This window comes from Psychrobacter sp. LV10R520-6 (assembly GCF_900182925.1).
Lineage (GTDB): Bacteria > Pseudomonadota > Gammaproteobacteria > Pseudomonadales > Moraxellaceae > Psychrobacter.
Genome location: NZ_LT900024.1, coordinates 1797395 through 1822440 on the forward strand (window position 1 = coordinate 1797395; position 25046 = coordinate 1822440).

Consider the following 25046-nt stretch of genomic DNA (forward strand, 5'->3'; position numbering starts at 1 on the left):
TACTTATTCCAGACACTTATTTTAATCACTTCATTCAATCATTTTATAAAACACAATACAAAGGAAGCATTATGTCCGCCACCTTATCATCACATATTTTAGACACTCATCTTGGCAAGCCTGCCGCTGATATAGCCGTTACTCTACATCGCGTTACAGCCAACGGTGAAGCGACTTTATTAGCCAATGGCACCACCAATAATGATGGCCGCGTCACACCAGACAGCTGGCAGTTCGATGCGGCTGTCGATAGTGCTGAATGTAACTTAAGCACGGGTCGCTATACTTTGACCTTTGACACCCAATCTTATTTTGACGCCCAACAACTGACGGCTTTTTATCCGCAAGTTGTGATTGATTTTGTGGTAAGCGATGCCAGTCATTATCACGTGCCGCTATTGTTAAGCGTACATGCCTATAGTACCTATCGTGGCTCGTAGCTTTTTTATCAAAATATTTATTACTCGCAGCCTTATGCATAAGGTCAACCTAGTGCTTTAAACAGTAAGCGGCCGACAATGACGTCAGCTGTTTAAGACCAAACATATAACGCTAGTATCACTACCTTGTATCTTCATTTTTTGTACGACAGTCTTGTATAACAATGAAGGTGAGCAAAAGTCGTTACGAGTGACCAAGACATAGTAATAAAAAAGGACACTTACCGCATGGGCGCATATTTTCTCGAATGGCTAAGTCTATTTTTCCGCTGGTTCCACGTCATCGCTGGGGTGGCATGGATTGGCGCTTCATTTTATTTTGTATGGCTAGATCTCAGCTTACGCAAGCCGCCACAGTGGAAAACCGACAAGGGCATTTCAGGCGATTTATGGGCGGTACATGGTGGTGGTTTTTACGAAATTGCCAAATACAAGCTCGAACCGGAAGAGATGCCAAAGACGCTGCATTGGTTTAAATGGGAAGCCTATACCACATGGCTGACCGGTGCGGTCTTGTTGTCTATCGTCTATTATGCCAATGCAACGGCATATCTGATTGATCCAAGCAAAGTTGCATTTACTAATACTGGCGCTATTGCCACCAGCTTACTCTTCTTATTCGGCAGTTACTTTGTTTATGAAGTCATTGTCCGTAGCCGCTTGGGCAAAAACGCGCTAATTTTTAGCTCGCTTATCTTTATTTTATTGATCATTGCCACTTGGGGTTCTTACCAACTGTTTAGTGATCGCGCCGCCTTTATCCATATCGGTGCCATCTTAGGTACCGTAATGGCCGGTAACGTATTCTTTGGAATTATGCCCGCTCAGCGCGCGCTCGTAGATTGCGTACGCCGCGGTGTCAAACCGGGTAAAGAAGTAGCAGACTTGGCGCTAATGGCCAAAAACCGCTCGCTCATGAATAACTACTTTACCTTACCGCTAATCTTTACCATGATTAGTAACCATTATCCAATGATGTATTCGCATGCCCAGGGTTGGTTGGTATTGGTATTTGTCGGTATCATTACCGCGACCGTTCGTCACTACTTTAACCAAAAGCATTTGGGTCACAGCAAGCCGCGTTTCTTAGTAATTCCTGCGATAGCAACGGTACTATTAATCATTTGGATGCGTCCAGCACCGATTGAGCCGCTACCGGCTTCTCCAGTAGTCGCGGTTGTTCCGGTAGCTGATGCTCCGACGGATACGCCACCAGCCGCTGATGCTAATGTAACGACTGCTGGAGCCGTGCCCGTTGCCGCCTCAGCTGATGATGCCATTATGGGTATTGTACATACACGCTGTAGCGTTTGTCATGCTGCTCAGCCAACGCAGGCAGGCTTTAATGCGCCGCCAGCGGGCATTATCATACAGACACCTGAAGATATGAAAATTCACAAAGCTAAAATTGTTACTGCCGTACAGACTGGCTATATGCCACTAGGTAACATCACTCAATTAACGGACGAAGAACGTCAACAGGTGTTGGTTTATACTTCAGGACTATAATTAGTCAGAGCTATAGTTTGTCAGAGCTATTATTCTTCAAATCTATAGCTTGACAGCTGATGTCGAGCGCGCGGTCAGACCGATTTAGGTTGCCGCGTGCTTCATATTATATTGATACGCTAACAAGCTATTCCTGACTTTTCTTGATACTTCTCCACCTTATTTCGCTTCACATTATTTTTCTATAAGCTATTTTATTTCGCTTTAAGCTACTCTTTAAGTTACTCTTTAAGTTATAAAGGAACCTTTACAATGACTCAAAAAATCACCAGCGACTTTGATCAGGACGCTTATCCTCGCGACCTAAAAGGCTATGGCGATAATCCACCGAAAGCGAATTGGCCGGGCGGTGCAAAAATTGCGGTTCAGTTTGTACTGAATATTGAAGAAGGCGCAGAAAATAGCGTCATTCACGGTGACGGTCAATCTGAGCGTTTTTTATCGGATGTCCTAGGCACCCCTGAATTTACCAACCGCCACCAGTCTATTGAGTCTGCATTTGAATATGGTAGCCGTGTTGGTGTTTGGCGCGTCCTCGACGTATTTAAAGAATACGGCTTACCAATCACCACCTTTACTTGTGCTGCCGCTGCTGAAAAAACGCCGCATATTATCGAGCGTATATTAGAAGACGGTCATGAAGTGGCAAGTCATGGTTTACGCTGGATTACCTACCAGTATATGTATCGTGAGACCGAGCGTGAGCATATTCGCGCTGCCACTCAAATCTTCAATCGCATGCTTGGTGAACAGCCATTAGGCTGGTACACGGGTCGTGATAGCCCGAATACGCGTGAGCTGGTCGCCGAACAAGGCGGTTATATTTATGACTCCGACTCTTACGCTGATGAGCTACCCTACTGGTTAAATGTCAAAGTACAAGACGGCAGCAGTATCACACGCAAGCCACACCTAGTTATTCCCTACACGCTTGAAACCAACGATATGCGTTTTGCCTCAAGTCCTGGATTTACCCACGCCGAACCTTTTTATCAATATTTAAAAGACAGCTTTGACACTTTGTATGAAGAAGGTGCACACACGCCTAAAATGCTGACTATCGGTCTACATTGCCGAATGATTGGTCGTGCTGGTCGTATTCCAGCCCTTAAGAAATTTTTAAAATACATCACCAGTAAGCCCGATGTTTGGGTCTGTCGCCGCGATGAAATCGCTAAGCACTGGTATGAAAATCATCCAGCGACTGCAAGTAACAGCGCAGATTGGATGTAACCACAGAACGTATCATCAATAATCATGTAATAGCAATCACGTAATCTAATGGATGATGCGCTCAAGACAGTTTATACCTCAGTTATCTCACTGCTTCAACACTTAATCTAGCGTCCTGTATTTGCTTAGCTCACATAAGCAAGTATCGGCGATAATCGGCCTGATCGTTTAATAATATGAGCAGCAAACTGCGGATAAACTGCCTAACTGTAACAGTCGTGCAGCTTAAAAAAAGCTCACGAAGAAAATACGGAATACGGTTATTGACCACTGATGGTCTGTAACTGATAACTTAATAAACAGTACCAATAAAAAAGGAATTATTATGAGCACCTCGAACACTGGACAAATTATAGAAGCCAACAATCTACCTGAGACCCTGCCAACATTTACCAAAAAAACCAACGTTGCTGACAGCCGTTTAGGCGCCAAGGCTTTATTTGCAACTGATGACTTCTTTGCTGATAAAAGCCGTATCTTAAATCCTGAATCACCACAATTTATGGTGGGAAAATTCGATGATAACGGTAAATGGATGGACGGCTGGGAAACTCGTCGTAAGCGTCATTTAGGTTATGACTACATGATTATCCAACTTGCGCGTCCGACTAAAATCGCCGGTCTTGATATTGATACCAGCCATTTCACCGGTAACTTCCCGTCATCAGCCAGTGTTGATACCTTATATGCACCAGAGCTGCTAAAGCAAGACGAAACGGCATTGACCAAACTTACTAAAGAAGATTGGGATGCTAAAGAATGGGGCACTATCGTTCCTATAACCCCACTACAAGGTCACCATCATGAGTTTGTTGAAATTGATGATGAAAAGACTGTCACTCATTTACGTCTAAATATCTATCCAGATGGCGGTGTTGCTCGTTTACGTGTGTATGGCGATATCCAGCTTGATGCTAACGTCAGCAAGCAAGGCGAAAAAATTGATTTAGCCGGCGCGCTAAATGGTGGCCGTGCTATCGCTAGCAATGATGCTCACTTTGGTGGTGCCAGTAATTTACTATTACCAACCAAAGCACCAAACATGGGTGATGGTTGGGAAACTCGTCGTCGCCGTGAGCCAGGTAACGACTGGTGTATTATTGCCCTTGGTCAAGCGGGTATTGTTGATTCTATTGATATTGATACTGCCCATTTTAAAGGCAACTTCCCTGATCAAGTGTCTATTCAGGCCGTCTATGCGCCAAATACACCAGAGCAAACACTAGTGACTCAAAGCATGTTTTGGGATACTTTGCTTGAACCACAAAAAACCGTTGCCCATAAAGTGCATACCTTTGGTAAAGACAAGCTTAAATCTGACAAACCTATTACTCATATCCGTGTCAACATCTTCCCAGATGGCGGCTTAAGCCGTGTACGCGTTTACGGTAAAGTTGCTAATATTGCTAATAACAAGGCACAGTCATGAGTACCACAATAATCGCGAAGCCTTTAACCAAATCTGAGTTTGCGCCATATGGTACGGTAATCGAACCGTATGGCAAGGATGAAGCAACGCCTGAAAACTGCTTTCATATCAATAAAGGTTATGCCTGTCGCCATCATGCTATCGCTGAAGCGTCGCTTGATGGTGGTACGGTTGGCATGAGCATCTTCCGTGCAAAAATGCGTGAATGCCCGATTGCTTTATCAGTGATGGAATATCATCCGTTTGGGTCGCAAGCGTTCTTTTCGATGACTGGCCAAGACTATATCGTTATCGTTGCCAAGGCTGGTGAGCCGCCAAAGTCTGCTGATGACTTGACGGTATTCTATGCCAAGTCCAATCAAGGCGTGCAGTATGACCCCAACGTTTGGCATCACCCGTTATTAGTACTTGGCAGTGATGCTGACTTTTTAGTCGTTGATCGTATCAATGGCGAAGGCAAAAACTGCTATGAACTTGAGATTGGCGATTGGAATGTTTGTGTCGAGTTAGAGAGCGAGCAAGTAGCTGTATAGCTAATACTTCCTATTAATAGTTTTTTATTATATATGAGCCAGCTAATTGCGATTAGCTGGCTTTTTTGTGCCTAAAATTAAACTCCAATAAAATTTTAAGCATAAAAAGCCCATTAATTAATGGCTGTCATTCAACAATAGCAATCATGACAAAAGTTATTAGTATATGACTTGTCTTTTTTGTACTATCGTACTAGTATGTTGAAACAAACTCATCACTTGCTTACTCCACCTATTAAGACCCCATTTTATGAGCACTGATACTTACCAAAGCCTATTGACCCATCTAGCAAACTGTGATGTCAGCGCGGATATTGACGTCCTATTGAATGCGTTATTGACTGACAAAGAACAGCTCGATATCGCCAATCGTATCCGCATCTTTGATTTACTTGAGCGCGGTGTCACCCAACGTGAAATATCTGAGCAGCTTGGTGTCGGTATTGCTACTGTCTCTCGCGGCGCTAAAGCCATGCAAAATCATGATGTCAGCGACTTATTGATGACGCATCGAAAGCGCTAATAAATAGAATTCTCATTTAAATTATACTCATTTTTTACCTCATAAATAACAGACTTACTTTGGACCCTGTCATGACTTCTCCTACCCCACATTATATTCAGCCCGCGCCCATTGATATCCCAAGCAAGCCCCAGCGTATTAAACTTACTCAAGATATTGACTTCTTTGCCTTATTCAAACGCATTGAAAGCGCTTTTGAGACTTGCTATTTGCTCGAATCATTGGGTGAAGAAAGCCACATTTCACGCCATCATGCCATTGGTTTTGATCCGGTCATGACCATCACCGCCATTGACCGTACCACTCTCGCGATTACGGATAACAAAACGGCTGAGACCACCTGCTATAAAACCGACAACCCTTACCAATTGCTGCGTGAGATTACCCCTCAGCACGTCATCGCCCGTGATCAAACTGGGGGTTTAGTCGGCTATTTGGGCTATGACAGTGTCAACTTTTTTGAACCGAGCTTGGATGCCAAGACCAACGAACATTTTGAGCCGTTTAAGTTTGGGGTATATTTGGATGGATTGACACTGGATAAAATGACAGGAGAAATCTTCTATTTTTATTACCCAACGGACAATCAGAACAATCGTATTGAGCAAATAACCGCTTTGCTTGATACCCCAATTCCAACTTACACGCCACCAATAGTTGAGTTTTTAGGGGATGGTATGAGCCAAGAGGCACATGCTTGCGCCGTGACGAAAGTTAAAGAAGACATCATTGCTGGTCGTATATTTCAATGTGAGGTGGGATTTAAGTCACATTATCGAATTAGCGGCGCGCACATGCCCATTTATGAAAAGCTGCGCGTGGTCAATCCATCTCCGCACATGTATTTTATGAAGTTTGGACGACAGCGCATTATTGGGGCTTCCCCTGAGCTGTTATTCCGCTTACGCCAAGGTGAAATGGAGACCTATCCGCTAGCAGGCACTGCCAAACGTGGCGCCAATCAAATCGAGGACCGCCAGTTGGCACGCGCTCTATTAAACGACGCCAAAGAGATAGCCGAACACAACATGCTGGTGGATTTGCATCGCAACGATATCGGACGCGTGGCACGATTTGGCACGGTCAAAGTCCGCAGTCTGATGGATATCAAACGCTATTCACACGTCCAGCATATCTCCTCTGAAATCGTTGGTATTTTGCATCCTAATGAGGATATGTTTAGCGCACTTGCCAGTAATTTCCCTGCGGGCACGTTGTCAGGCGCTCCTAAGATTGAAGCGATTAAAGTTATTAATGAGCTTGAGCCAGATGGTCGCGGTGCCTATGGTGGAGCGTTGGGCGCTTTTAATTTTAATGGGGACTGTATCTTTGCCATTCCCATTCGCAGCCTGTTCATCAATGGCGATTCGGCCTATGCCCAAACTTGCGGCGGCAATGTCTATGACTCCAATCCAGCGGATGAATATTTAGAAATCCAACGCAAGCTGTCGGCTATGAAAGTGGTATTAGATAGCTTCATCAATCCGTGAATTAATTGTTTTTTTACCAAAGAGTTTATTGCTAATGAATGTTTTAATTATTGATAACCACGACTCGTTCACTTTTAATCTTTATCAGTATGTGGGCGAGATTTTGCAGACTATGGACAATCAGGAAAATTTCACGGTCATCGTAAAGCGTAATAATGAGATTAGTTTGGCAGATGTGCACGCTATGAATCCTGATAGAATCATCATATCACCGGGTCCTGGCGCGCCGGATAATCCTGCCTATTTCGGTATTTGTGCTGAAGTAATTGCAGTCCTTGGTAAGACCACGCCACTATTGGGCGTCTGTTTAGGTATGCAGGGCATCGCTCAGGTGTTCGGTGGTCAAGTTATCCGTGCCAGTGTGCCGATGCACGGTAAAGTGTCAGCCATTCGTCACGATAGTGCAGGCCTCTATCAAGGATTGCCGCAGGAGATTGACATCATGCGCTACCATTCACTGATGGTACAAGCGCATGAGCTACCGGACTGCTTACAGATTACCGCCGTCGTCTCCAATGCCAATAAGGCTCATTTAAGTATGGCTGAGGCTGCTGATGCGGGTGATGAGATTATGGGAGTACGTCACAAAGACTATCCTATCCAAGGGGTTCAGTTTCATCCTGAATCGTTTGCTACTGAAGGTGCTAAACGCTTGCTCACTAACTTTTTGTTGCAAGTAGATTCCTTATAATAAAGCGTCAAATTTAGATTGAGATAAAAGTAAAAAAAGCATGGCAAATCTGTTAATTAAAAAAGCCAGCTAATCGCAATTAGCTGGCTTTTTTGTGCCTAAAATCAAACTCCAATCAAATTTTAAGTGTAAAAAATTCCCTCATTTATATAAATAAAGAGATTTTTTAGCAACTACTACGACGGCAGATTGTTCAGAAACTACTCACCGATACGCTGTAGAAACTCTTGGGTACGTGGATGCGTAGATAACTCAAACATCTGCTCAGCGCTACCTTCCTCGACCACATGTCCATCTTCAATAAGTACCACATGATCTGCTACATCACGAGCAAAGTTAATCTCATGAGTGACCACTACCATTGTCCAGCCTTCGGACGCCAGCTGCTTCATAGTCGCTAAAACGTATTGAACCAATTCTGGATCCAGCGCTGAGGTCGGCTCATCAAACAATAGTAACGAAGGCTCGATAGCGAGTGCACGAGCAATACCAATCCGCTGCTGCTGACCGCCAGATAACTGAAAAGGATATAAATCAGCTTTATCCGACAGGCCCACTTTCTTAAGTAGTGCCAATGCTTGTTTGCGACCTTCTGCTTTACTTTTACCTTGTACCACTACCGGCCCTAAGGTTAAGTTCTCAAGTGCGGTCTTATGCGGAAATAAATTATAAGACTGAAATACCATACCCGACTTACGTTGTAACGCTAATAAGGTTTTCTTCTTAGGCTTAGTGACGAAGTCTACCGTTAAGCTGCCATCATCAAAGGCAATGACCCCTTGATCAGGAATTTCGAGCGCATTTAGACAGCGCAGAAATGTTGTTTTTCCTGAACCTGACGGCCCTAATATCACCACCACCTTACCTTTATGAATGGTCAAATCAATGCCTTTAAGCACCTGATTGCTACCAAAGGCTTTATGAATATTATTGACTTGAATCATAAAAATTCCTATTGCGCGTGTCTTGATTGTTGTGCTGGTTTTAACTATAGCGAAGGTATTGATAGCAATACGGTGAGGCTGATAAATGATTTATTTGGCAACATAGCGATCAAGTCTGGTCTCAAGCCTGCCTTGGATAAAGGTTAGGAACAAACAAATACCCCAATAGATAACCGCCGCTTCGGTATAGACCAGCATAAACTCATAGTTACGCGCGGTGATAATTTGCGCCTGCTTAAATAGCTCAGTGACCAACACTAAGGATGCCAAAGACGTTTCTTTTACCAGACTAATAAAAGTATTGGATAACGGCGGTACCGAGACTCGCAGCGCTTGTGGCAAAATCACATGTCGAAAGGTTTGTAGATAAGTCAGCCCGACTGTCGAACCAGCCTCCCACTGCCCTTTTGGAATGGACAAAATAGACGCGCGCACGGTCTCTGATGCATAAGCACCAATATTGAGTGAAAAGGCAATAATTGCGGACGGAAATGGATCGAGTTTGAGTCCTATGCTGGGTAGACCATAAAAGATAATAAACAGCTGCACCAACATCGGCGTGCCGCGAATGGCAGAGACGTAAATCCGCGCAATGCGATAAATAATCTCATGCCATATGCTGGCGCGTGGCACGATACGAATCAGCGCCACGCTCAAGGCAATACACATACCTATCGCAAAGGAGATTAATGCCAGCGGTATCGAGTAATAAATACCGCCTTTGAGCATTGGCCAGAACGAAGTGATGACAATATGCGCCCGATCAGGGCTCATAAATGGCAATAATGCCAATAGTTCAGCTAACCATGTCATTATTTTTGTTGGCTTATATCATCGCCAAAGAAGGTCTCGCTAAGCTTAGTCAGCGTACCGTCAGCTTGCAGCGCAGCCATAGCTTCGTCAAGTTTTGCCACTACCGCCTCATCGCCTTTAAGAAGTACCAGACCAGAACCGCGTTTTTCACTTGCTGGCGCGACCAGTTTAATCTCAAGACTACTGTCTGGGAACTTTTTAAGATAATCCAATACGGCAAGATTGTCGTTCATAGTAAAATCAGCGCGGTCTTGCTTGACCAGTTGTACCGCTTGCGCCATGCCATCCACAGGAACAATTTCTGCACCGTAGCGTTCTGCTAATTCGCCATAGTTACTACTGAGCGACTGTGCTGAACGTAGACCTTTTAATGCCTCCCACGAGCTATAGCGGTTATCATCAGTTGGCGCCAGCGCAACGGCACCTGACCAGCTATAAGCCGTGGCTTTGTCATACTTTGCCAAACGCTCAGGTGTAGTTAGACTGACTTGGTTGGCCACCATATCAAAGCGTTTTGAATCCAGTCCTGCCAGCATCGCATCCCACTGGGTTTCTTTAAACTCTACCTCAACGCCCAGTTTATCAGCAACGGCGCGGGTCACTTCAACATCATAGCCCGTAAGCTTGCCAGACTCGTCATGATAGGTAAATGGCGGATAAGTACCTTCGGTACCGACGTTAATAGTGCCGTTATTATTGATACGCTGAAGCAAGTCTGAGCCACCAGTTGCTGTATCATTAGCATTAGCATCGTCAGTATTAGACTGACTACAAGCCGTAAGCAAAAGAGCGCTAACAGCTAGGGTTAACAGGGCACGACGTTTCATAAGAGGTCCTTATTCGAGTATATGCAAATGAATGATTAACGCGAGTAGAAAAATAGATAACTATACGATGTAGATATAGCAGCAAAATGTGAGCCACGCATCTTATTCTATTAAATTTATCATATTTATTATGTTTTATTAAATTGATTATGTTTGCTTTTGGCTGCCTGATTTGAGGATTAAACCCATATTTTTCAATGCTAGTTTTAACATTAAAGCTGTTTTTGAGACAGCAACTTTTAGAGTGGCAAGTTTTGATAGTAATTTTTAAGGTCAAATGTTTTAAAAAAAGACGTGATCAACTGTCTCTATACTATCGCGATTGAGATAGAAGGAACGTACAAAAACAGTGAGCATGCGTAAGGATATTATAGCTCCCCTGAAAACTGATACCGATCGCCTGCATGCCACATCTTGACAAAGGTTAATACCTGACCTGATGAATACGTCTGCCGGCTGAGCACTAAAGTTGGTGATTGCTCCTCAACCTGCAAAGCGTGAGCCACTTCTTTTGGTGCCGCTAACGCCCGGATAGTGTAGCTGCCGCTCTCGAGTGGAATCTTCGCAATCAAATAATCGCTAGTATTAACGATACTAAAGTCTTGTTCGATGAACTTCGGGACTTTTATCGCATCTACCCAGCGCTCTTCAAACTGAATCGGCTGACCATCAGCAAAGTGAATGATTTTTACCTCATATAACACAGGCACATCATCGTCGTCTTGATTATTTTTGATAGCTTGCTCAGTAAGCAACGCTTTCGGCGTATCAATATCAAACTTACGGCGCAAATACTCATCAAGCATGGCAGCTGTGATACTGCGTTTACTCACCACCTGCGCTTGATAATCACGATTCGCTGACTTTAAATCTTGCGCAATGTTACGTACTTCAACGAAGGTGTGATTAAACTGCTGCTGCGCCACAAAAGTTCCTGAACCTTGCCGGCGCTCCAATACCCGCTCTTCGCTTAGCTCTTTTAGGGCGCGATTTACGGTCATCCGCGAAACCCCAAATTCCTCAGCCAAAGCCATTTCTGTAGAGATAGCCTCTCCTGCTTGCCACTTGCCGCGATGAATATTCTCTAAAATTGTATTTTTGATGCGTTGATACGCAGGAACTGTCTTTTCTGTGCTCAGTTTGGTCATTCCCATCGTCACCTTTGTCCTTTCTACGTTTGTCAATTCTACTTTTAACTATCAGCTTTAACTTTAATTTTAACCAGTAATTTCAACCACACTAATGCCGCCATAATATCATGAGCATTGTCAGAACTACGGCTCTATTACCACCATATGGCAAATAATTGAATCATAAATTAAAAAAGTTCTTGCAACGGGAAATAAATCCTGATAATTTGTATATACAACTTATAAATAATACTAACAGGCTAATGCCGTTATTAACTGCGCTTTGTTAATCAGGTTATTTTACATAATTTATATTAACAGCCTGTTTTGGCACGAATAGATGACCATAAGGAACGACGATGACTACTAGTAATGGAATGATCAAGAGCAATGAATTTACTCGCCGTGATGAGACTCGTAATATTGCTGCCCCTACTGGTAGCACCTTGCATTGCAAAAGCTGGCTGACCGAAGCGCCTTATCGTATGCTACAAAACAATTTACATCCTGATGTGGCCGAAAATCCTAAAAGCTTGGTGGTTTACGGTGGTATTGGTCGCGCGGCACGGAATTGGGAAAGCTATGATCAGATTCTAGAGTCGTTAAAAGTCTTAGAAGATGACGAGACGCTATTGGTCCAATCGGGTAAACCCGTGGGGGTTTTTCAGACTCATGAAAATGCTCCGCGTGTATTGATTGCTAACTCCAATCTCGTACCACGCTGGGCGACATGGGAGCATTTTAACGAGCTCGATCGCAAGGACTTGATGATGTATGGGCAGATGACCGCCGGTAGCTGGATATATATCGGTACCCAAGGCATCGTCCAAGGAACCTATGAGACCTTTGTCGAAGCAGGCCGTCAACATTATGACGGCAGTTGGGCAGGACGCTGGATTTTGACCGCGGGCCTTGGTGGTATGGGCGGCGCGCAGCCATTGGCCGCGACTTTTGCTGGTGCGACCTCACTGAATATTGAATGCCAACAATCCAGCATCGATTTTCGTCTGCGTACGGGCTACGTCGATAAGCAAGCAGATGACTTAGACCACGCTTACGAGCTGATCAAACAACATACGGACGCTGGTGAAGCAGTTTCTATTGCTTTACTTGGTAATGCCGCAGATATTTTGCCCGAAATGGCTGAGCGTGCTCGCGCAGGTGGTATGAAACCGGATTTAGTCACAGACCAGACCTCAGCTCATGACTTGATCAACGGCTATCTACCTAGTGGTTGGACAGTTGATGAGTGGAAAGCTGCACAAGAAGATCACAATCAACATGCTGCATTGACTAAGGCAGCTGCTGCGTCTTGCGCTGTACACGTACAAGCGATTTTAGACTTACAAGCTATGAATATCCCAGCGACCGACTATGGCAATAATATTCGCCAAGTAGCATTTGATGAAGGGGTTAAAGATGCCTTTAACTTCCCAGGCTTTGTACCCGCTTATATTCGTCCGCTATTTTGCCAAGGTAAAGGCCCGTTTCGCTGGGTCGCTCTATCTGGCGATCCGGAAGATATCTACAAAACTGATCAAAAGATCAAAGAGCTGTTCCCTGAGAATACCCATATACATCGCTGGCTCGATATGGCTAAAGAGCACATTCAGTTTCAAGGATTACCTGCGCGTATCTGTTGGCTAGGTCTGGGTGAACGTGATAAAGCAGGACTTGCCTTTAATGAGATGGTCAAAAGCGGTGAGCTAAAAGGCCCTATCGTCATCGGTCGCGATCATCTAGACACCGGCTCAGTCGCCAGTCCTAACCGCGAAACGGAAAGTATGAAAGATGGCTCAGATGCGGTATCTGATTGGGCATTATTAAATGGTCTGCTAAATGTCGCAGGCGGCGCAACTTGGGTATCACTGCATCATGGCGGCGGCGTTGGTATGGGTTACTCACAGCATTCTGGTATGGTTATCGTCGCTGACGGTACTGATGCAGCAGCCAAACGCTTAGCTCGAGTATTGATCAATGATTGCGGTTCAGGCGTAATGCGTCATGCAGATGCCGGATACGAGCTGGCGATTAAAACCGCTAAAGAGTATGGTCTAAATCTTCCAATGATTAAATAGCAGCGTTTGGACAATTAGCCATGTACTTTAGTTGGATTGCTTAACTATCTTGGAATACGCGTTTTAAATATATTTTCAATCATATAAACATATCCAATAATATAACCAATATAAATAGGAACCCCGTTATGACCGCTATAAAGAACTTAATTCTAAACCCGCGCCAATTAAGCTTTGAGATGTTACGTGGTATTTATGACCAACCCGTAACCTTCTCGCTACCCGATAGCGCGTACGACGCGATAGATGCCTCGCACGAAGAGGTACGAACCATCATCGCTCGTGATAAAAGTGCCTACGGTATTAATACCGGTTTTGGCTTATTGGCAAAGACGCGAATTAACGATGATCAGCTTGAGCTACTACAGCGCAACCTAATTGTGTCGCACTCTGTTGGTACTGGTGAACCCTTACCAGACGGCGTGGTTCGGCTGATTATGGTCATGAAGGTTGCCAGTCTATCACAAGGCGTTTCTGGAGTACGCCGCGCAGTAGTCGATGGTTTATTGGCTTTAATTAACAATCAGATTACCCCGCATATTCCTGTTAAAGGTTCTGTCGGTGCGTCCGGTGATTTAGCGCCTCTATCCCACATGACCCTAGCGCTAATGGGTGAAGGAGATGTCTATGTCGATGGTAAATGCGTGTCAGCCGCTGATGCTCTAGCACAGCATGGCCTTGAGCCCATCACCCTTGCCGCCAAAGAAGGCCTTGCCCTAATCAATGGTACTCAAGTCTCAACCGCTCTGGCGCTACGGGGCTATTTCTTAGCTCGTGACCTATTAGAATCGGCGACTATCGTCGGCTCAATGTCTATCGATGCGGCAAAAGGCTCAGATGCGCCATTCGATGCACGTATTCATGAGGTTCGTGGCCATCATGGCCAAATCGAAATTGCCAAAGCGCTTAGAGGCTTGATTAAAGGTAGTGACATTCGAGCTTCACATCAAGGTGAACAAGACGATAGAGTACAAGATCCCTACTGCTTACGTTGTCAGCCGCAGGTAATAGGCGCATGCCTTGATATTATCAATCAAGCGGGTCAAACCTTATTAATTGAAGCCAATGCTGTAACCGATAATCCGCTGATTTTTAACAACGACGATGGTCCAATTGCCATCTCAGGCGGTAACTTTCATGCTGAGCCGGTCGCATTTGCCGCTGATATTTTAGCTTTGGCGATTGCTGAAATTGGTGCCATGTCCGAGCGCCGGGTGGCATTACTGATTGATACCACCTTATCAGGTCTACCGCCGTTCTTGGTCGACAATGCTGGCTTGAACTCCGGCTTTATGATTGCGCACGTTACCGCAGCGGCATTAGCTTCAGAAAATAAATCCATCGCCCATCCTGGCAGTGTCGATAGCATCCCAACTTCTGCCAATCAAGAAGACCATGTCTCTATGGCAACCTATTGCGCGCGGCGTCTATACGAGATGGCACAAAATACCGCGACCATTATCGGCATCGAGTTATTAGCAGCGGGCCAAGGTATCGATTTTCATCGCGGGCTTGATACCTCAGAGCCATTAACTACGGCTCATCAGCTTTTACGTGAACAGGTAACTTTTTATGATAAAGACCGTTACTTAGCTCCAGATATCGAAGCGGCCAAGCAGTTGATACTCAGTCGTTCTTTAACGGAGTATTGGCAGGAAATGCGCGGTGACTGGTACCTTTCTAAATAAGGGTTCTTTTTACACAAAGGTTATTTCTAAATAAGTAAATATCTTCAAATTAATTTTAAAGGAGATCAGCGATGACTATAACAGCCGTTAGCCAAACTGCTGCTGATATGGCGCTATGGACAGGACGCGCGGAGCCATTTGAAAGCGAGCGCGCCTGCTATTGGTATCAGCTGGCACAGCCTTATGAGCATCAGCACATTGGACTGGTTGGCTTTGCCTGCGATCAAGGCGTTAGGCGCAATCAAGGGCGCGTCGGGGCAAGAGCTGCACCGCCACTGATTCGTAACGCTTTTGCTAAACTGCCGGTTATCGCTGAGCTACAAAAACGTTTCAACGGTAAGTTGCCAACCTTGCTAGGCGATGCCAGCGAAATTCACTGTGATGATAACGATGGTTTTGCCGAGCAACTGCTTGAGCAAGCCCAAGAGCAATATGCCGATGTTGTCAGTAACGTTGTTCAAAAAGGTGGTCTGCCTATTGGTCTTGGCGGCGGACATGCTATGGCCTATGGTAGCTTTTTAGGATTATGGCAAGCGATTCAGCAAGCTACTAATATTGACACCAGTGAAAACAATACGGCCGATATACCGACTATTGGTGTGATTAACTTTGACGCTCATCTTGATATTCGTCAATCTGATGTAGCCACTTCGGGCACCCCTTTTCGCCAAATCGCAGAACACCTAACCGAATATGAGCAACCGTTCCACTATTGCTGTATTGGGGTTAGCCGCTTCTCCAACACCGCAGCGCTATTTGATCGTGCCGACAGTTTAGGTGTGCGCGTTATCAGTGATGAGGACTGTTATTATCAAGCGTGGGAAACACTTGCCGCTCAGATTGAAGCGTTTATTAATCAGGTTGATGTGGTTTATTTAACTATTGATATGGACTGCTTTCCGTCTAGCGTAGTCCCTGGAGTCAGTGCGCCAGCTGCCTATGGCATCGAGCTGAGCTTCGTTGAGCGGGCTGTCAAAACCATTATGGCATCCGGCAAAGTAAAAATAGCAGATATCGCTGAGATTAACCCAACCTATGATAGCGATCAACGCAGCTGTAAAGTTGCTGCTCGACTTTTAGCCACCATCATTGAGCAACACTTATTAACTTTATAACTGGCATATAGATTGGCTGTAGTCAGTTCGAAATAAATCAGATACCTATATAATAGTCGATACGAAATAAAACAGATATGAATATAAATCCGCGTGGCTGATAAAAATTTTCTGGCGTGCTGTTTGCCAGCATGACAGAGGCTGCAAAAATTTCTATCAGCCACACGGTATCTGTTTCAAAGTGAACCGACTATTGGATACAAATAATTAACCCCTAGCAGGAATATATTATGACTAACACTACAAACCAGACGACTGATCCCGCAACCATGACATCGTTCGATCGTATTATTACCAACGCCAATCTTGCCACTTTTTCAGCGTATTATGGCTTTGATGTGCATACCAACAGTAAAGAAAACGGTAAATCAACATCGGTAGACCACACACCTTACGGTCAGCTAGAAAACGCCGCTATCGGTATAAAGGAAGGTAAGATTGCGTGGATTGGGTCAAATGAACAGATGATCCCGCACCTTTCTCATTATAAAGCAGAACAAATCAAAGATGTAAATGGCGGCTGGTTAACGCCAGGTTTAATCGACTGTCATACTCATTTGGTCTATGCGGGTAATCGTAGCAATGAGTTTGAGGCACGTTTGCACGGCGCCAGTTATCAAGATATTGCAGCGCAAGGTGGCGGGATTGTCGCGACCGTCAGTGCAACGCGCGCAGCCAGTATTGAGGAGATATTTGCCCAAAGTGAAAAACGTCTCCTACCCCTCATAAAAGAAGGTGTGACCAGTATCGAAATAAAATCCGGCTATGGTCTGGACTTAGATACTGAGCGCAAAATGCTCACCGTCGCGCGTCAACTTGGTGGCAAATACGACATTTATGTCAGCACCACCTATTTAGCCGCTCATGCCCTGCCACCTGAGTATAAAGACCGTGCGGACGATTACATTGAGCAAGTCTGCGAGTGGCTGCCGATCCTGCATGACGAGGGTCTAATCGATGCAGTCGATGGATTTTGTGAAAATATTGCTTTTAGCTCAGAGCAAATCAGACGCGTCTTTGAAGTTGCCCGCTCATTAGATTTGCCCGTAAAGCTCCATTCTGAGCAGCTGTCTGATATAGGCGGCAGTGCCTTAGTTGCTGAGTACCAAGGCTTATCAAGCGATCACTTAGAGCATTTATCGGAGGCAGATATTGAAAAAATGGCAGCCAGTAATACGGTTGCAGTGCTCTTACCGGGCGCATTTTATACTTTGCGCGATACCAAGCTACCACCAATAGCAGCGCTGCGTAAGCATCAAGTTGCTATCGCTATTTCAACCGACTGTAATCCGGGCACTTCACCACTGACCTCGCTATTACTCGCGATGAATATGGGCTGTACGCTGTTTTATTTAACACCTGAAGAAGTATTAGCAGGAGCCACTATTAACGCTGCAAGAGCGCTAGGGTTGTCTAAAAAGGGCCGGATAGAAGTAGGCTGTGATGCCGATCTAGCACTTTGGGATATCACTCGCCCTGCGGACTTATGCTATCAAATTGGGCTTAACCCTATTACGGGTATTATGCGTCAAGGTCAGTGGCGTAAAGGCTAATGTCGAAATATCTTAACCCACTTTACAACGAATACAGTGTGGTTGAGAAAAATTTTTGAAAGCTCGAAAAGTGACACAGTCACACAGCAAGCAAGGAAATTTTTACCAGCCACATGAACCCATAGCTCTATTTTATTTGATACTGACTGTACAAGTCTCATATTTGGTTCACTATACAAGAAAAGCCCCAATCAATTAATGATTGGGGCTTTTTGGTTTATAAGAATAAAAAACTTATAACACTAAAAACTTATGCGGCGTGTTTTTTACGGACGATATGAGTCATCTCGACCATGTTACGCAGCTGTTGACGTACTTCTTCCCAATTACGCGTTTTTAGACCACAATCTGGGTTGATCCATAAGCGCTCAATCGGAATGTACTTTTGCGCTTCATCAATCACGATCTGCATAGCATCGCTATCAGGGGCGCGCGGGCTATGAATGTCATAGACACCGGGGCCAATCGCGTTTTGATAGCCACCCTGATTGCCTCCGTCAGCACCGTCAGCACCGTCAGCACCATCTACATTGTCATCTGTTTTAAAAGCGTCTAGCAATTGCAAGCCTGAGCGTGCTGTTTCAATCGTGATAACGTCAGCATCCATGGCAGAGATATGATGCAAGCAATCATGGAAGCTTGAATAACACATGTGGGTATGAATCTGGGTTTCAGGCTGGGCAGAGCTGGCAGAATGCTTAAAGCTATCGACCGCTTGCTTCCAGTAGCTCGCATGTTCAGCTTGCTTTAATGGTAAGCCTTCACGGAATGCGGGCTCATCAATCTGAATAATACCAATTCCTGCGTCTTGTAAATCACTGACTTCTTGATTAATCGCTTCGGCAATTTGTAAGCGCAAGATATCACGGGTGGCTGCATCGCTTGGCGCAAACGACCAGTTCAAAATGGTTACTGGCCCGGTCAACATGCCTTTCATTGGCTTGTTGGTTAGGCTTTGCGCATAACTGATCCAATCAACGGTCATGGCTTTTGGACGGCTGATATCACCTACCACGATTGGTGGACGGACACAGCGCGTACCATAGCTTTGTACCCAACCATTTTTAGCCAACCAAAAGCCATCTAAGTACTGTGCAAAATATTCGACCATGTCTGTGCGTTCGGCTTCACCGTGGACTAATACATCAAGACCCAACTCTTCTTGGTCGGTCACACACTGACGAATCTCAGCCTTCATGGCGTCTTGATAATCGCTATCGCTCAACTCACCATTGTTCCATTGGCGGCGGGCTTTACGAATCTCAGCGGTCTGCGGGAATGAACCAATCGTAGTGGTTGGTAATAATGGCAAATTAAGCTTGGCTTCCTGCTTACTATAACGGTCGCTAAAGACACCATTGCGAACTTGCGCTTCTGACTGAGTTGGCGACAAACTAATATCTGTTGCGGTGACATCAGGTTGTAGCTCACCCGTTGCTAATTTGGCACAAATGACCACTTCACTTAGTTTTTGCTTGGCAAAGGCCAGTTTGCCCTTCAAATTTTCAGGAACGTCTTCAGATTTTAAATCAACGGGTAAATGTAGTAACGATGAGCCCGTACCGACCCATAAACGTTGATTATCCTTGTCATTGTCTGAATTTGGCTGATTATGATAGGTATTTAAGCGCTCATTGGCCTCTGTTAAGATATCTTGCGCTCGAGCTTGGTCCGTTGTCCAGACACTGCGACCGTCGACGACGCCGATAGACAGCAGTTTATGACTTGGCAGATGATCAATCACTTGCGTCACATACTGCTTAGCCTGACTTGAACGGGTGATATCAATATGAATGCCACTAACCGGTAGATTACAAGCAATATGGCAATTGTTGCCTAGCGTATCAAAGTAGTTTGCCACTATTAATTGTGGCGGTGTTTGTTGTAGGCCGTTATAGGCACGCTCAAACGCTTGCTGCCATTTACCATCTAAATCTAACGATAAAATAGGTTCATCCATCTGTACCCAATCAACACCTTGCTCGCCCAACTGATTCAATAAATCAGCATAAATCGGTAGTAACTTATCAAGATGCTCCAGCTTGTCATCAAGCTTTGATGAAGCTAAATATAAAAAGCTTACCGGACCAATTAAGACAACTTTTAAAGCTTTATCGGTTTTACCACTTTTTTCAATAATGGCTTTAGCATCTGCAACTTGTTTAAATATTTGGGTAAAATCCGTATTACTAAAGTCTTCATCGGCTTCTAATTCAGGCACTAAGTAATGATAGTTGGTATCAAACCATTTAGTCATCTGCCAAGCTGCATTATCTTCATACTGACCCGTATGGTCACGACCACGGGCAAAATAAAATTGACGATCAAAAGTATCGAGTGTCTCTGCACCAGCAAAACGTGGTGGCTGCACACCAAAGGCAACGGCTTGGCTTAGGACTAAATCATAATGGGCAAAGTCGCCAGTGGTGATGATATCGAGGCCAGCATCGATTTGGTCTTGGATATTAGTGGTAAAAACTTCCAACAAAGCGGCTTGAGTAGCGTCTTTGTCTTTTTTACCTTTCCAATAATGCTCTAAAGCAAATTTGGTTTGGCGTTTGTCACCAATACGTGGATAGCCTAAAATATGGCCAAGTACGGTATTTTTCGGGATGGCTTTTGGGATTGCGGTAGTCATATGTTACTCCATTATTAATATTCAGTATTCGATAATTAAGATGAATAGTTTTGATGAAGCAATCATAGCTGATTGTTTAGATGAATAAAAATCAATTTACTTATCTTAAGATGAATTTTACTAATGTTATTATTTTAGCTGGGTCTTTCTGTTCTTTTTCCCATCTAAAACACTTTTAAGCACCTTTAGCTTTCCTATAAAAAAATACCTGCTGGCAACTACTAACAGATGTCTTTTTGATTTTTTTAAATCTCTCTATCTCTAATAGTGTCTTGTTTATCTATTTTTTAACCTTACTTTTTAACCTTATTATTGAATATCTCACCCGTATTGGCATCAACGTTTAGCTCAAAAATATGGTCGTTTTTGAGCATTTCAACTTCATAATATGAGGTATGGTCGTTATAATCCCGGTCATTTTTAAATTCAACTTCCATGACGCGGCCCCCTGTTTTTTTCTCAACAATACTCATGGCCTTCATAATATTAATTCTTGTTTGCTTGAGAGTCTTATAATCAGCAATATCGCCACTATAGATAGATCAAGCCTTGAGGTCTTGCTGCAACCGACAGAAATTTCAGAAGTTAAATCATCTAAACATAAGCCGCATCGAGGCAATATGCCGCCTCGATCTCAGCTGTATTTGGCTGACGGACAATGCTAATGAATTGTTGTTGGTCGGCTTGCCAATCAATCAGCCCCATATTTGCAAACGGCGTAAGCCATCCCGCCATTGGCCAATGTTGCCATTTATCATAAAAGCGATTGGCATTAATGACAATGCTATCCAAATGGTTTAGTGGCGGTCGATAAACACTGTGCTGCTGGTGATAAATCACATCGGCAGTTAAATAAAAATCGATATTTAAGGCGCGAACGGTAAAGGCAAAATCAGTATCTTCAGCGCCATAGCCAACATACTGCGTATCGAAACCGCCAATCTGCTCAAATTGCGTCCGCGAGATAGCGAAGCATAAACTCCAAAATGCGCCATAATCTTGGGTCTGCTCAATGGGCGTCTGCTTATCGTTTTCAGCTACTCCGTCCTCAATGACCGACTCAAAGTTATAGCGATAAGGATTATAGACAGATAGCTTACTTAACTGTGCTTTGGATAACGTACCTTGCTGTAGCTGCGCTCCCTCGGCATCTGTTAAAGGTCGAGTAAGATAACGCGGCTGGCCCATCAGCAACGCATCAGGATGCACTTGTAATTTAGCATTTAACTGCTCAATGAATGTTGGCGCAACAATACAATCGACATCTAAGAATATCAACGTGTCATGTGTAGCACGGGCAGCCCCACTATTACGATTACGGCCGATATCAAATCCGGTCTTAAGCGTTTCATTCTCTGATATCTTGTAAGCACTGTCTAATGGCGCCTGGGTAGTCGTTGGTATTTGTACAATATTTAAAGAGAATTGAGCCAACCGCTCAGGGTCAGCATCATCGTTTACGATAATGACTTCATCAGGTCTAACGCTACCTTGCGCCAGACTGCTAAGTAGATTATAAAGATGGCGATTACGTCCGTAGCAAGTAGTAATTACACTAACAGGAAGGGTAGTAGGTTTGGCTACATTAACTACAGTCATGTTGACCTCTTTTATATTTCTTATTGATGGGAAAGATACTAAATATCGGGGCTGAATCCCAGCTGTGGTAGTAGCCATTCCTCAAACCATAATTTGGGTGACGGGAATGTAGCGATGCTGTCCATAAAGGCTTGGGCTGGCGTATTAACGGATAGGTTAAACTGGTTCTCAAGTTTAGAGTGTGCCTTCTCATTACTCTCATACATTGACGGCATGCTTTGAATTCTCCCCTTCTCTATCCTCGTCATAAACTGCTCCCAACTCAGCGCGCGACCTTGCATTATCAAAGCCTCCGCCATAACTTCTTGCTCTTGATGCGGGCGATTATCTGGCAGTACTACTAGCGGCGTCGCATAGCGATACGCTTGCGCAATACCGTTAAGACCGCAAGCCATCAGCAGCCAATTACTATGAGCAATAAATGGCGTCACATCATCAACATGGGCAGCAATATCGACAAACTTGCGCATGTCATCATCAATAGGGCCAAGCGATATGATAATGGCATCGGGCAATGCACGGCGTAGTTCGGGCAATTTTGCATCGATAGCCTCGTGACCGCCATAGCCCTTAATCACGGTAATTATCGTTGATTGCCGTCTATCTAAATTCATTTGCGTAGCCGTGTTATCCGTTGCACACTCAGTATTATGTTTATCAAAAGGCGCATTGATAGAACGTGATAACAATGCAGGTAAACGATTAACAACAGTAGCATCAGTGGTTCTAGCAGTTTCAGTGGTTAAGCTCGTTAGCATTTGGATAAAGGCTTCATAGGTCAATGGTTCACTACTAGTAGCGGCTAAAAAATCAAGATATAAGGTTTTTTGGCGCACCAAATCTGGGGTCATTAAAGCTTCCAATGCTGGCGGATAAGGGGCTAGCAGCCCAAGAGCTCCTGCAAAAGCATTAACGTGTGGCGTATCATCACGAATACCAGCTAATCTAACGTATAAATAAGGCACGCTAGCAACGCGGCATAGCATTGCGACCTCGACACTGACATCAATAATCATCAGATCAATTTGACGCTGTTTGATGCCATCCAATATCTGCCAACTGCGCGTTTGGATATCGGTATTACCAACGGGAGAATAATGCAGGCTACTCGGCTGCCAATACTGCCCTGCACGACCTGCCAGCACATTGTCTGGTCGTTCATCTTCCGCACTAAGATGAACAATTTGCTCCTCAGTTATAATAATAAATCGATAAGCATCAGCAGCTAGACTGGTAAATACGGTCAACTGTTGCCGTAACTTAAGCGGTAATAGTGCCGCTAGTTTGTCCGCTTGCCGGCAGTGACCTGAGCCATGATGATGGGCATAATAGCCAATACGCATGATATTAATCCTATAAAAAACAGATGCTTTTATTTCGCTGTTTTTTATAGCAGCTGACTTATCTTTGCTCACCGCATGTAAAGTACGAGAAAGCGTTTCATCAAGGTTGATTGGTATATCCGGTTTATTAAAAAGGTCGGGTTGTTTATTATCAGCTTCTTGGTTTTGGTCAACAGGTTTGTCTTTTAGGGCTTGTTTATATAATTGCACATATCCGTCTACCATCGCTGCCACTGAACAAAATTGCTCAGCGTGGTTGCGACATGCTTGCCGTGAAATAGTATTAATATCAGCAAAGGCTTGGACAAATGCTTCTTTGTCCATTTTAGCTACGATAATTCCGCTATCTGGCGTGACAATCTCAGCACTAGCACCCACATCAAAGCCAATCACGGGTGTACCACAAGCCAAGCTCTCAGCTAGCGTCAACCCATAAGGCTCATCCCAAGTACTGGTAAATAATAGTGCGGTTGCGTTACCTAGATAATCGTTGATTTTGGCTTTGCTTAAATGTCCGACATAATCAAATAGCGCTGGTGTGCCATTCTCTTTACTAACTTTTCCGTCTTCTGCCAATAGCGGAGCAACATATTGATTAAAGTAATCCTCATTGCTTTTAGGGCCGGCAATAACCAGACGCTTACCGGCAGCTTTGCAATACTCCATCGCTAGATGCGTGCCTTTTTCAGGACAAATACGTCCGTACCAAAAGTAAACCTCATCTTTAATAGGTTGAATATTCGCGGTAAATGATTGCACATCAATCCCATTATAAACCACATGAGACGGCACAAATTCATCAAACAATTGCTGTTGATGGCCACTAATCGCCGTAAACTGGGTTTGTGTTCCTTGCCGTAGAGTCAACAGCGCCAAACGTAGCTGGGGGAAGATAGGCGTATGAAAAGTGGTGAAAAACCTTGACCCAAACACTTGACCCAGCATCATCGGGACATGATGCAAGCTGTGATTGTGTACCACGTCAATCTCACCGCGCTCATCACGAGTGATCATATCGCGTAGCGCTTGCTGATAAACTAAATATTGATACAGCTCTTCACGACTCATCCCAACTGAGTCATGCTCATTGTCATATACCATCGCCTCAAACTGCGCGCGCGTGAGCAACGGGATTAGCGTGGCCTCCGTTTGACTGTCCGAATGCGCGTAAAGCAACACCTCATGGCCTTGGGTAACCAGCTCATTACAGAGCAACTGAGTGATCATCTCCAGACCGCCGGCATAGGGTTCCGCGATTGGATATAGAGAGTGCGCGATAATCGCAATGCGTAATACAGGAGTTTTTGATTGTTTCGTCGTTTTGACGCCTTTTTCATTATGAATAATACGACAATTGGTCGTATTTGATGTATTAGCTACAGGGGTAGATGTCATGAAATATCCAAGATAAATGAGCCAGTAATAAAATAGGAATAAGATAGTAATAAAAAAATAAAGTTGTAAAACCCA

Annotated in this window: 20 protein-coding genes; 12 read left to right on the forward strand and 8 right to left on the reverse strand. The window is 44.3% G+C overall.

Annotation, left to right across the window (positions count from 1 at the left end):
• Window positions 1-71: 71 nt before the first annotated feature.
• The 8 genes from uraH (at window position 72) to U1P77_RS07520 (ending at window position 7848) form a co-directional block, all read left to right on the forward strand.
• A complete protein-coding gene (gene uraH, locus U1P77_RS07485) occupies window positions 72-440 on the forward strand; it encodes a hydroxyisourate hydrolase (protein ID WP_321154419.1) in 369 nt (122 codons plus the stop codon).
• A gap of 228 nt (window positions 441-668) precedes the next feature.
• On the forward strand, window positions 669-1949 hold the full coding sequence (locus U1P77_RS07490; RefSeq protein ID WP_321154420.1) for a urate hydroxylase PuuD: 1281 nt from the start codon (window positions 669-671) through the stop codon (window positions 1947-1949).
• Window positions 1950-2201: 252 nt separating this feature from the next.
• Window positions 2202-3182: an allantoinase PuuE gene (puuE, locus tag U1P77_RS07495; RefSeq protein WP_321154421.1), complete on the forward strand. Its 981-nt coding sequence runs from the start codon at window positions 2202-2204 to the stop codon at window positions 3180-3182.
• A 325-nt stretch (window positions 3183-3507) separates the two neighbouring features.
• On the forward strand, window positions 3508-4611 hold the full coding sequence (gene alc / locus U1P77_RS07500) for an allantoicase (RefSeq protein ID WP_321154422.1): 1104 nt from the start codon (window positions 3508-3510) through the stop codon (window positions 4609-4611).
• Entirely contained in the window at window positions 4608-5144 is a 537-nt protein-coding gene (locus U1P77_RS07505; protein ID WP_321154423.1) for an ureidoglycolate lyase, read from the forward strand. Before alc ends, U1P77_RS07505 begins: the two co-directional genes overlap by 4 nt.
• Window positions 5145-5394: 250 nt before the next feature.
• Entirely contained in the window at window positions 5395-5667 is a 273-nt protein-coding gene (locus U1P77_RS07510; RefSeq protein ID WP_321154424.1) for a Trp family transcriptional regulator, read from the forward strand.
• 71 nt (window positions 5668-5738) lie between these two features.
• Window positions 5739-7157, forward strand: coding sequence for an anthranilate synthase component I family protein (locus U1P77_RS07515; RefSeq protein WP_321154425.1), 1419 nt, complete (start codon window positions 5739-5741; stop codon window positions 7155-7157).
• 34 nt (window positions 7158-7191) lie between these two features.
• Window positions 7192-7848: an anthranilate synthase component II gene (locus U1P77_RS07520; RefSeq protein ID WP_321154426.1), complete on the forward strand. Its 657-nt coding sequence runs from the start codon at window positions 7192-7194 to the stop codon at window positions 7846-7848.
• A gap of 200 nt (window positions 7849-8048) precedes the next feature.
• On the opposite strand, the gene U1P77_RS07525 is transcribed toward U1P77_RS07520, so the two are convergent.
• The 4 genes from U1P77_RS07525 to U1P77_RS07540 all read right to left on the reverse strand — a co-directional run bounded on the left by U1P77_RS07525 (window position 8049) and on the right by U1P77_RS07540 (window position 11580).
• Window positions 8049-8792, reverse strand: a complete 744-nt coding sequence (locus tag U1P77_RS07525; protein ID WP_321154427.1) for an amino acid ABC transporter ATP-binding protein — start codon at window positions 8790-8792, stop codon at window positions 8049-8051.
• Window positions 8793-8882: 90 nt separating this feature from the next.
• A complete protein-coding gene (locus U1P77_RS07530) occupies window positions 8883-9566 on the reverse strand; it encodes an amino acid ABC transporter permease (protein ID WP_321156653.1) in 684 nt (227 codons plus the stop codon).
• Window positions 9567-9604: 38 nt separating this feature from the next.
• Complete coding sequence (locus U1P77_RS07535; protein WP_321154428.1) at window positions 9605-10432, reverse strand: amino acid ABC transporter substrate-binding protein; 828 nt, start codon at window positions 10430-10432, stop codon at window positions 9605-9607.
• Window positions 10433-10800: 368 nt separating this feature from the next.
• Window positions 10801-11580 (reverse strand): UTRA domain-containing protein, encoded by a 780-nt coding sequence (locus U1P77_RS07540; protein ID WP_321154429.1) that lies wholly within the window; start codon window positions 11578-11580, stop codon window positions 10801-10803.
• A 359-nt stretch (window positions 11581-11939) separates the two neighbouring features.
• Between U1P77_RS07540 and hutU the strand changes: the two genes are divergently transcribed.
• The 4 genes from hutU to hutI all read left to right on the forward strand — a co-directional run bounded on the left by hutU (window position 11940) and on the right by hutI (window position 17996).
• Window positions 11940-13640, forward strand: coding sequence for a urocanate hydratase (gene hutU / locus U1P77_RS07545; RefSeq protein WP_321156654.1), 1701 nt, complete (start codon window positions 11940-11942; stop codon window positions 13638-13640).
• A gap of 128 nt (window positions 13641-13768) precedes the next feature.
• Window positions 13769-15328 carry a histidine ammonia-lyase gene (gene hutH, locus U1P77_RS07550; protein WP_321154430.1) on the forward strand — a complete coding sequence of 520 codons (1560 nt, stop codon included), beginning with the start codon at window positions 13769-13771 and terminating at the stop codon, window positions 15326-15328.
• A 71-nt stretch (window positions 15329-15399) separates the two neighbouring features.
• Window positions 15400-16443 (forward strand): formimidoylglutamase, encoded by a 1044-nt coding sequence (gene hutG, locus U1P77_RS07555; protein WP_321154431.1) that lies wholly within the window; start codon window positions 15400-15402, stop codon window positions 16441-16443.
• 230 nt (window positions 16444-16673) lie between these two features.
• On the forward strand, window positions 16674-17996 hold the full coding sequence (hutI, locus tag U1P77_RS07560) for an imidazolonepropionase (protein ID WP_321154432.1): 1323 nt from the start codon (window positions 16674-16676) through the stop codon (window positions 17994-17996).
• A 250-nt stretch (window positions 17997-18246) separates the two neighbouring features.
• Here hutI and metE read toward each other — a convergent pair whose 3' ends face one another.
• The 4 genes from metE to U1P77_RS07580 all read right to left on the reverse strand — a co-directional run bounded on the left by metE (window position 18247) and on the right by U1P77_RS07580 (window position 24971).
• Window positions 18247-20634: a 5-methyltetrahydropteroyltriglutamate--homocysteine S-methyltransferase gene (metE, locus tag U1P77_RS07565; protein WP_321154433.1), complete on the reverse strand. Its 2388-nt coding sequence runs from the start codon at window positions 20632-20634 to the stop codon at window positions 18247-18249.
• Window positions 20635-20927: 293 nt separating this feature from the next.
• On the reverse strand, window positions 20928-21107 hold the full coding sequence (locus tag U1P77_RS07570) for a PepSY domain-containing protein (RefSeq protein WP_321154434.1): 180 nt from the start codon (window positions 21105-21107) through the stop codon (window positions 20928-20930).
• Between the two features lie 121 nt (window positions 21108-21228).
• Window positions 21229-22233 carry a glycosyltransferase family 2 protein gene (locus U1P77_RS07575; protein ID WP_321154435.1) on the reverse strand — a complete coding sequence of 335 codons (1005 nt, stop codon included), beginning with the start codon at window positions 22231-22233 and terminating at the stop codon, window positions 21229-21231.
• A gap of 38 nt (window positions 22234-22271) precedes the next feature.
• Window positions 22272-24971: a glycosyltransferase gene (locus U1P77_RS07580; protein ID WP_321154436.1), complete on the reverse strand. Its 2700-nt coding sequence runs from the start codon at window positions 24969-24971 to the stop codon at window positions 22272-22274.
• Window positions 24972-25046 lie beyond the last annotated feature (75 nt).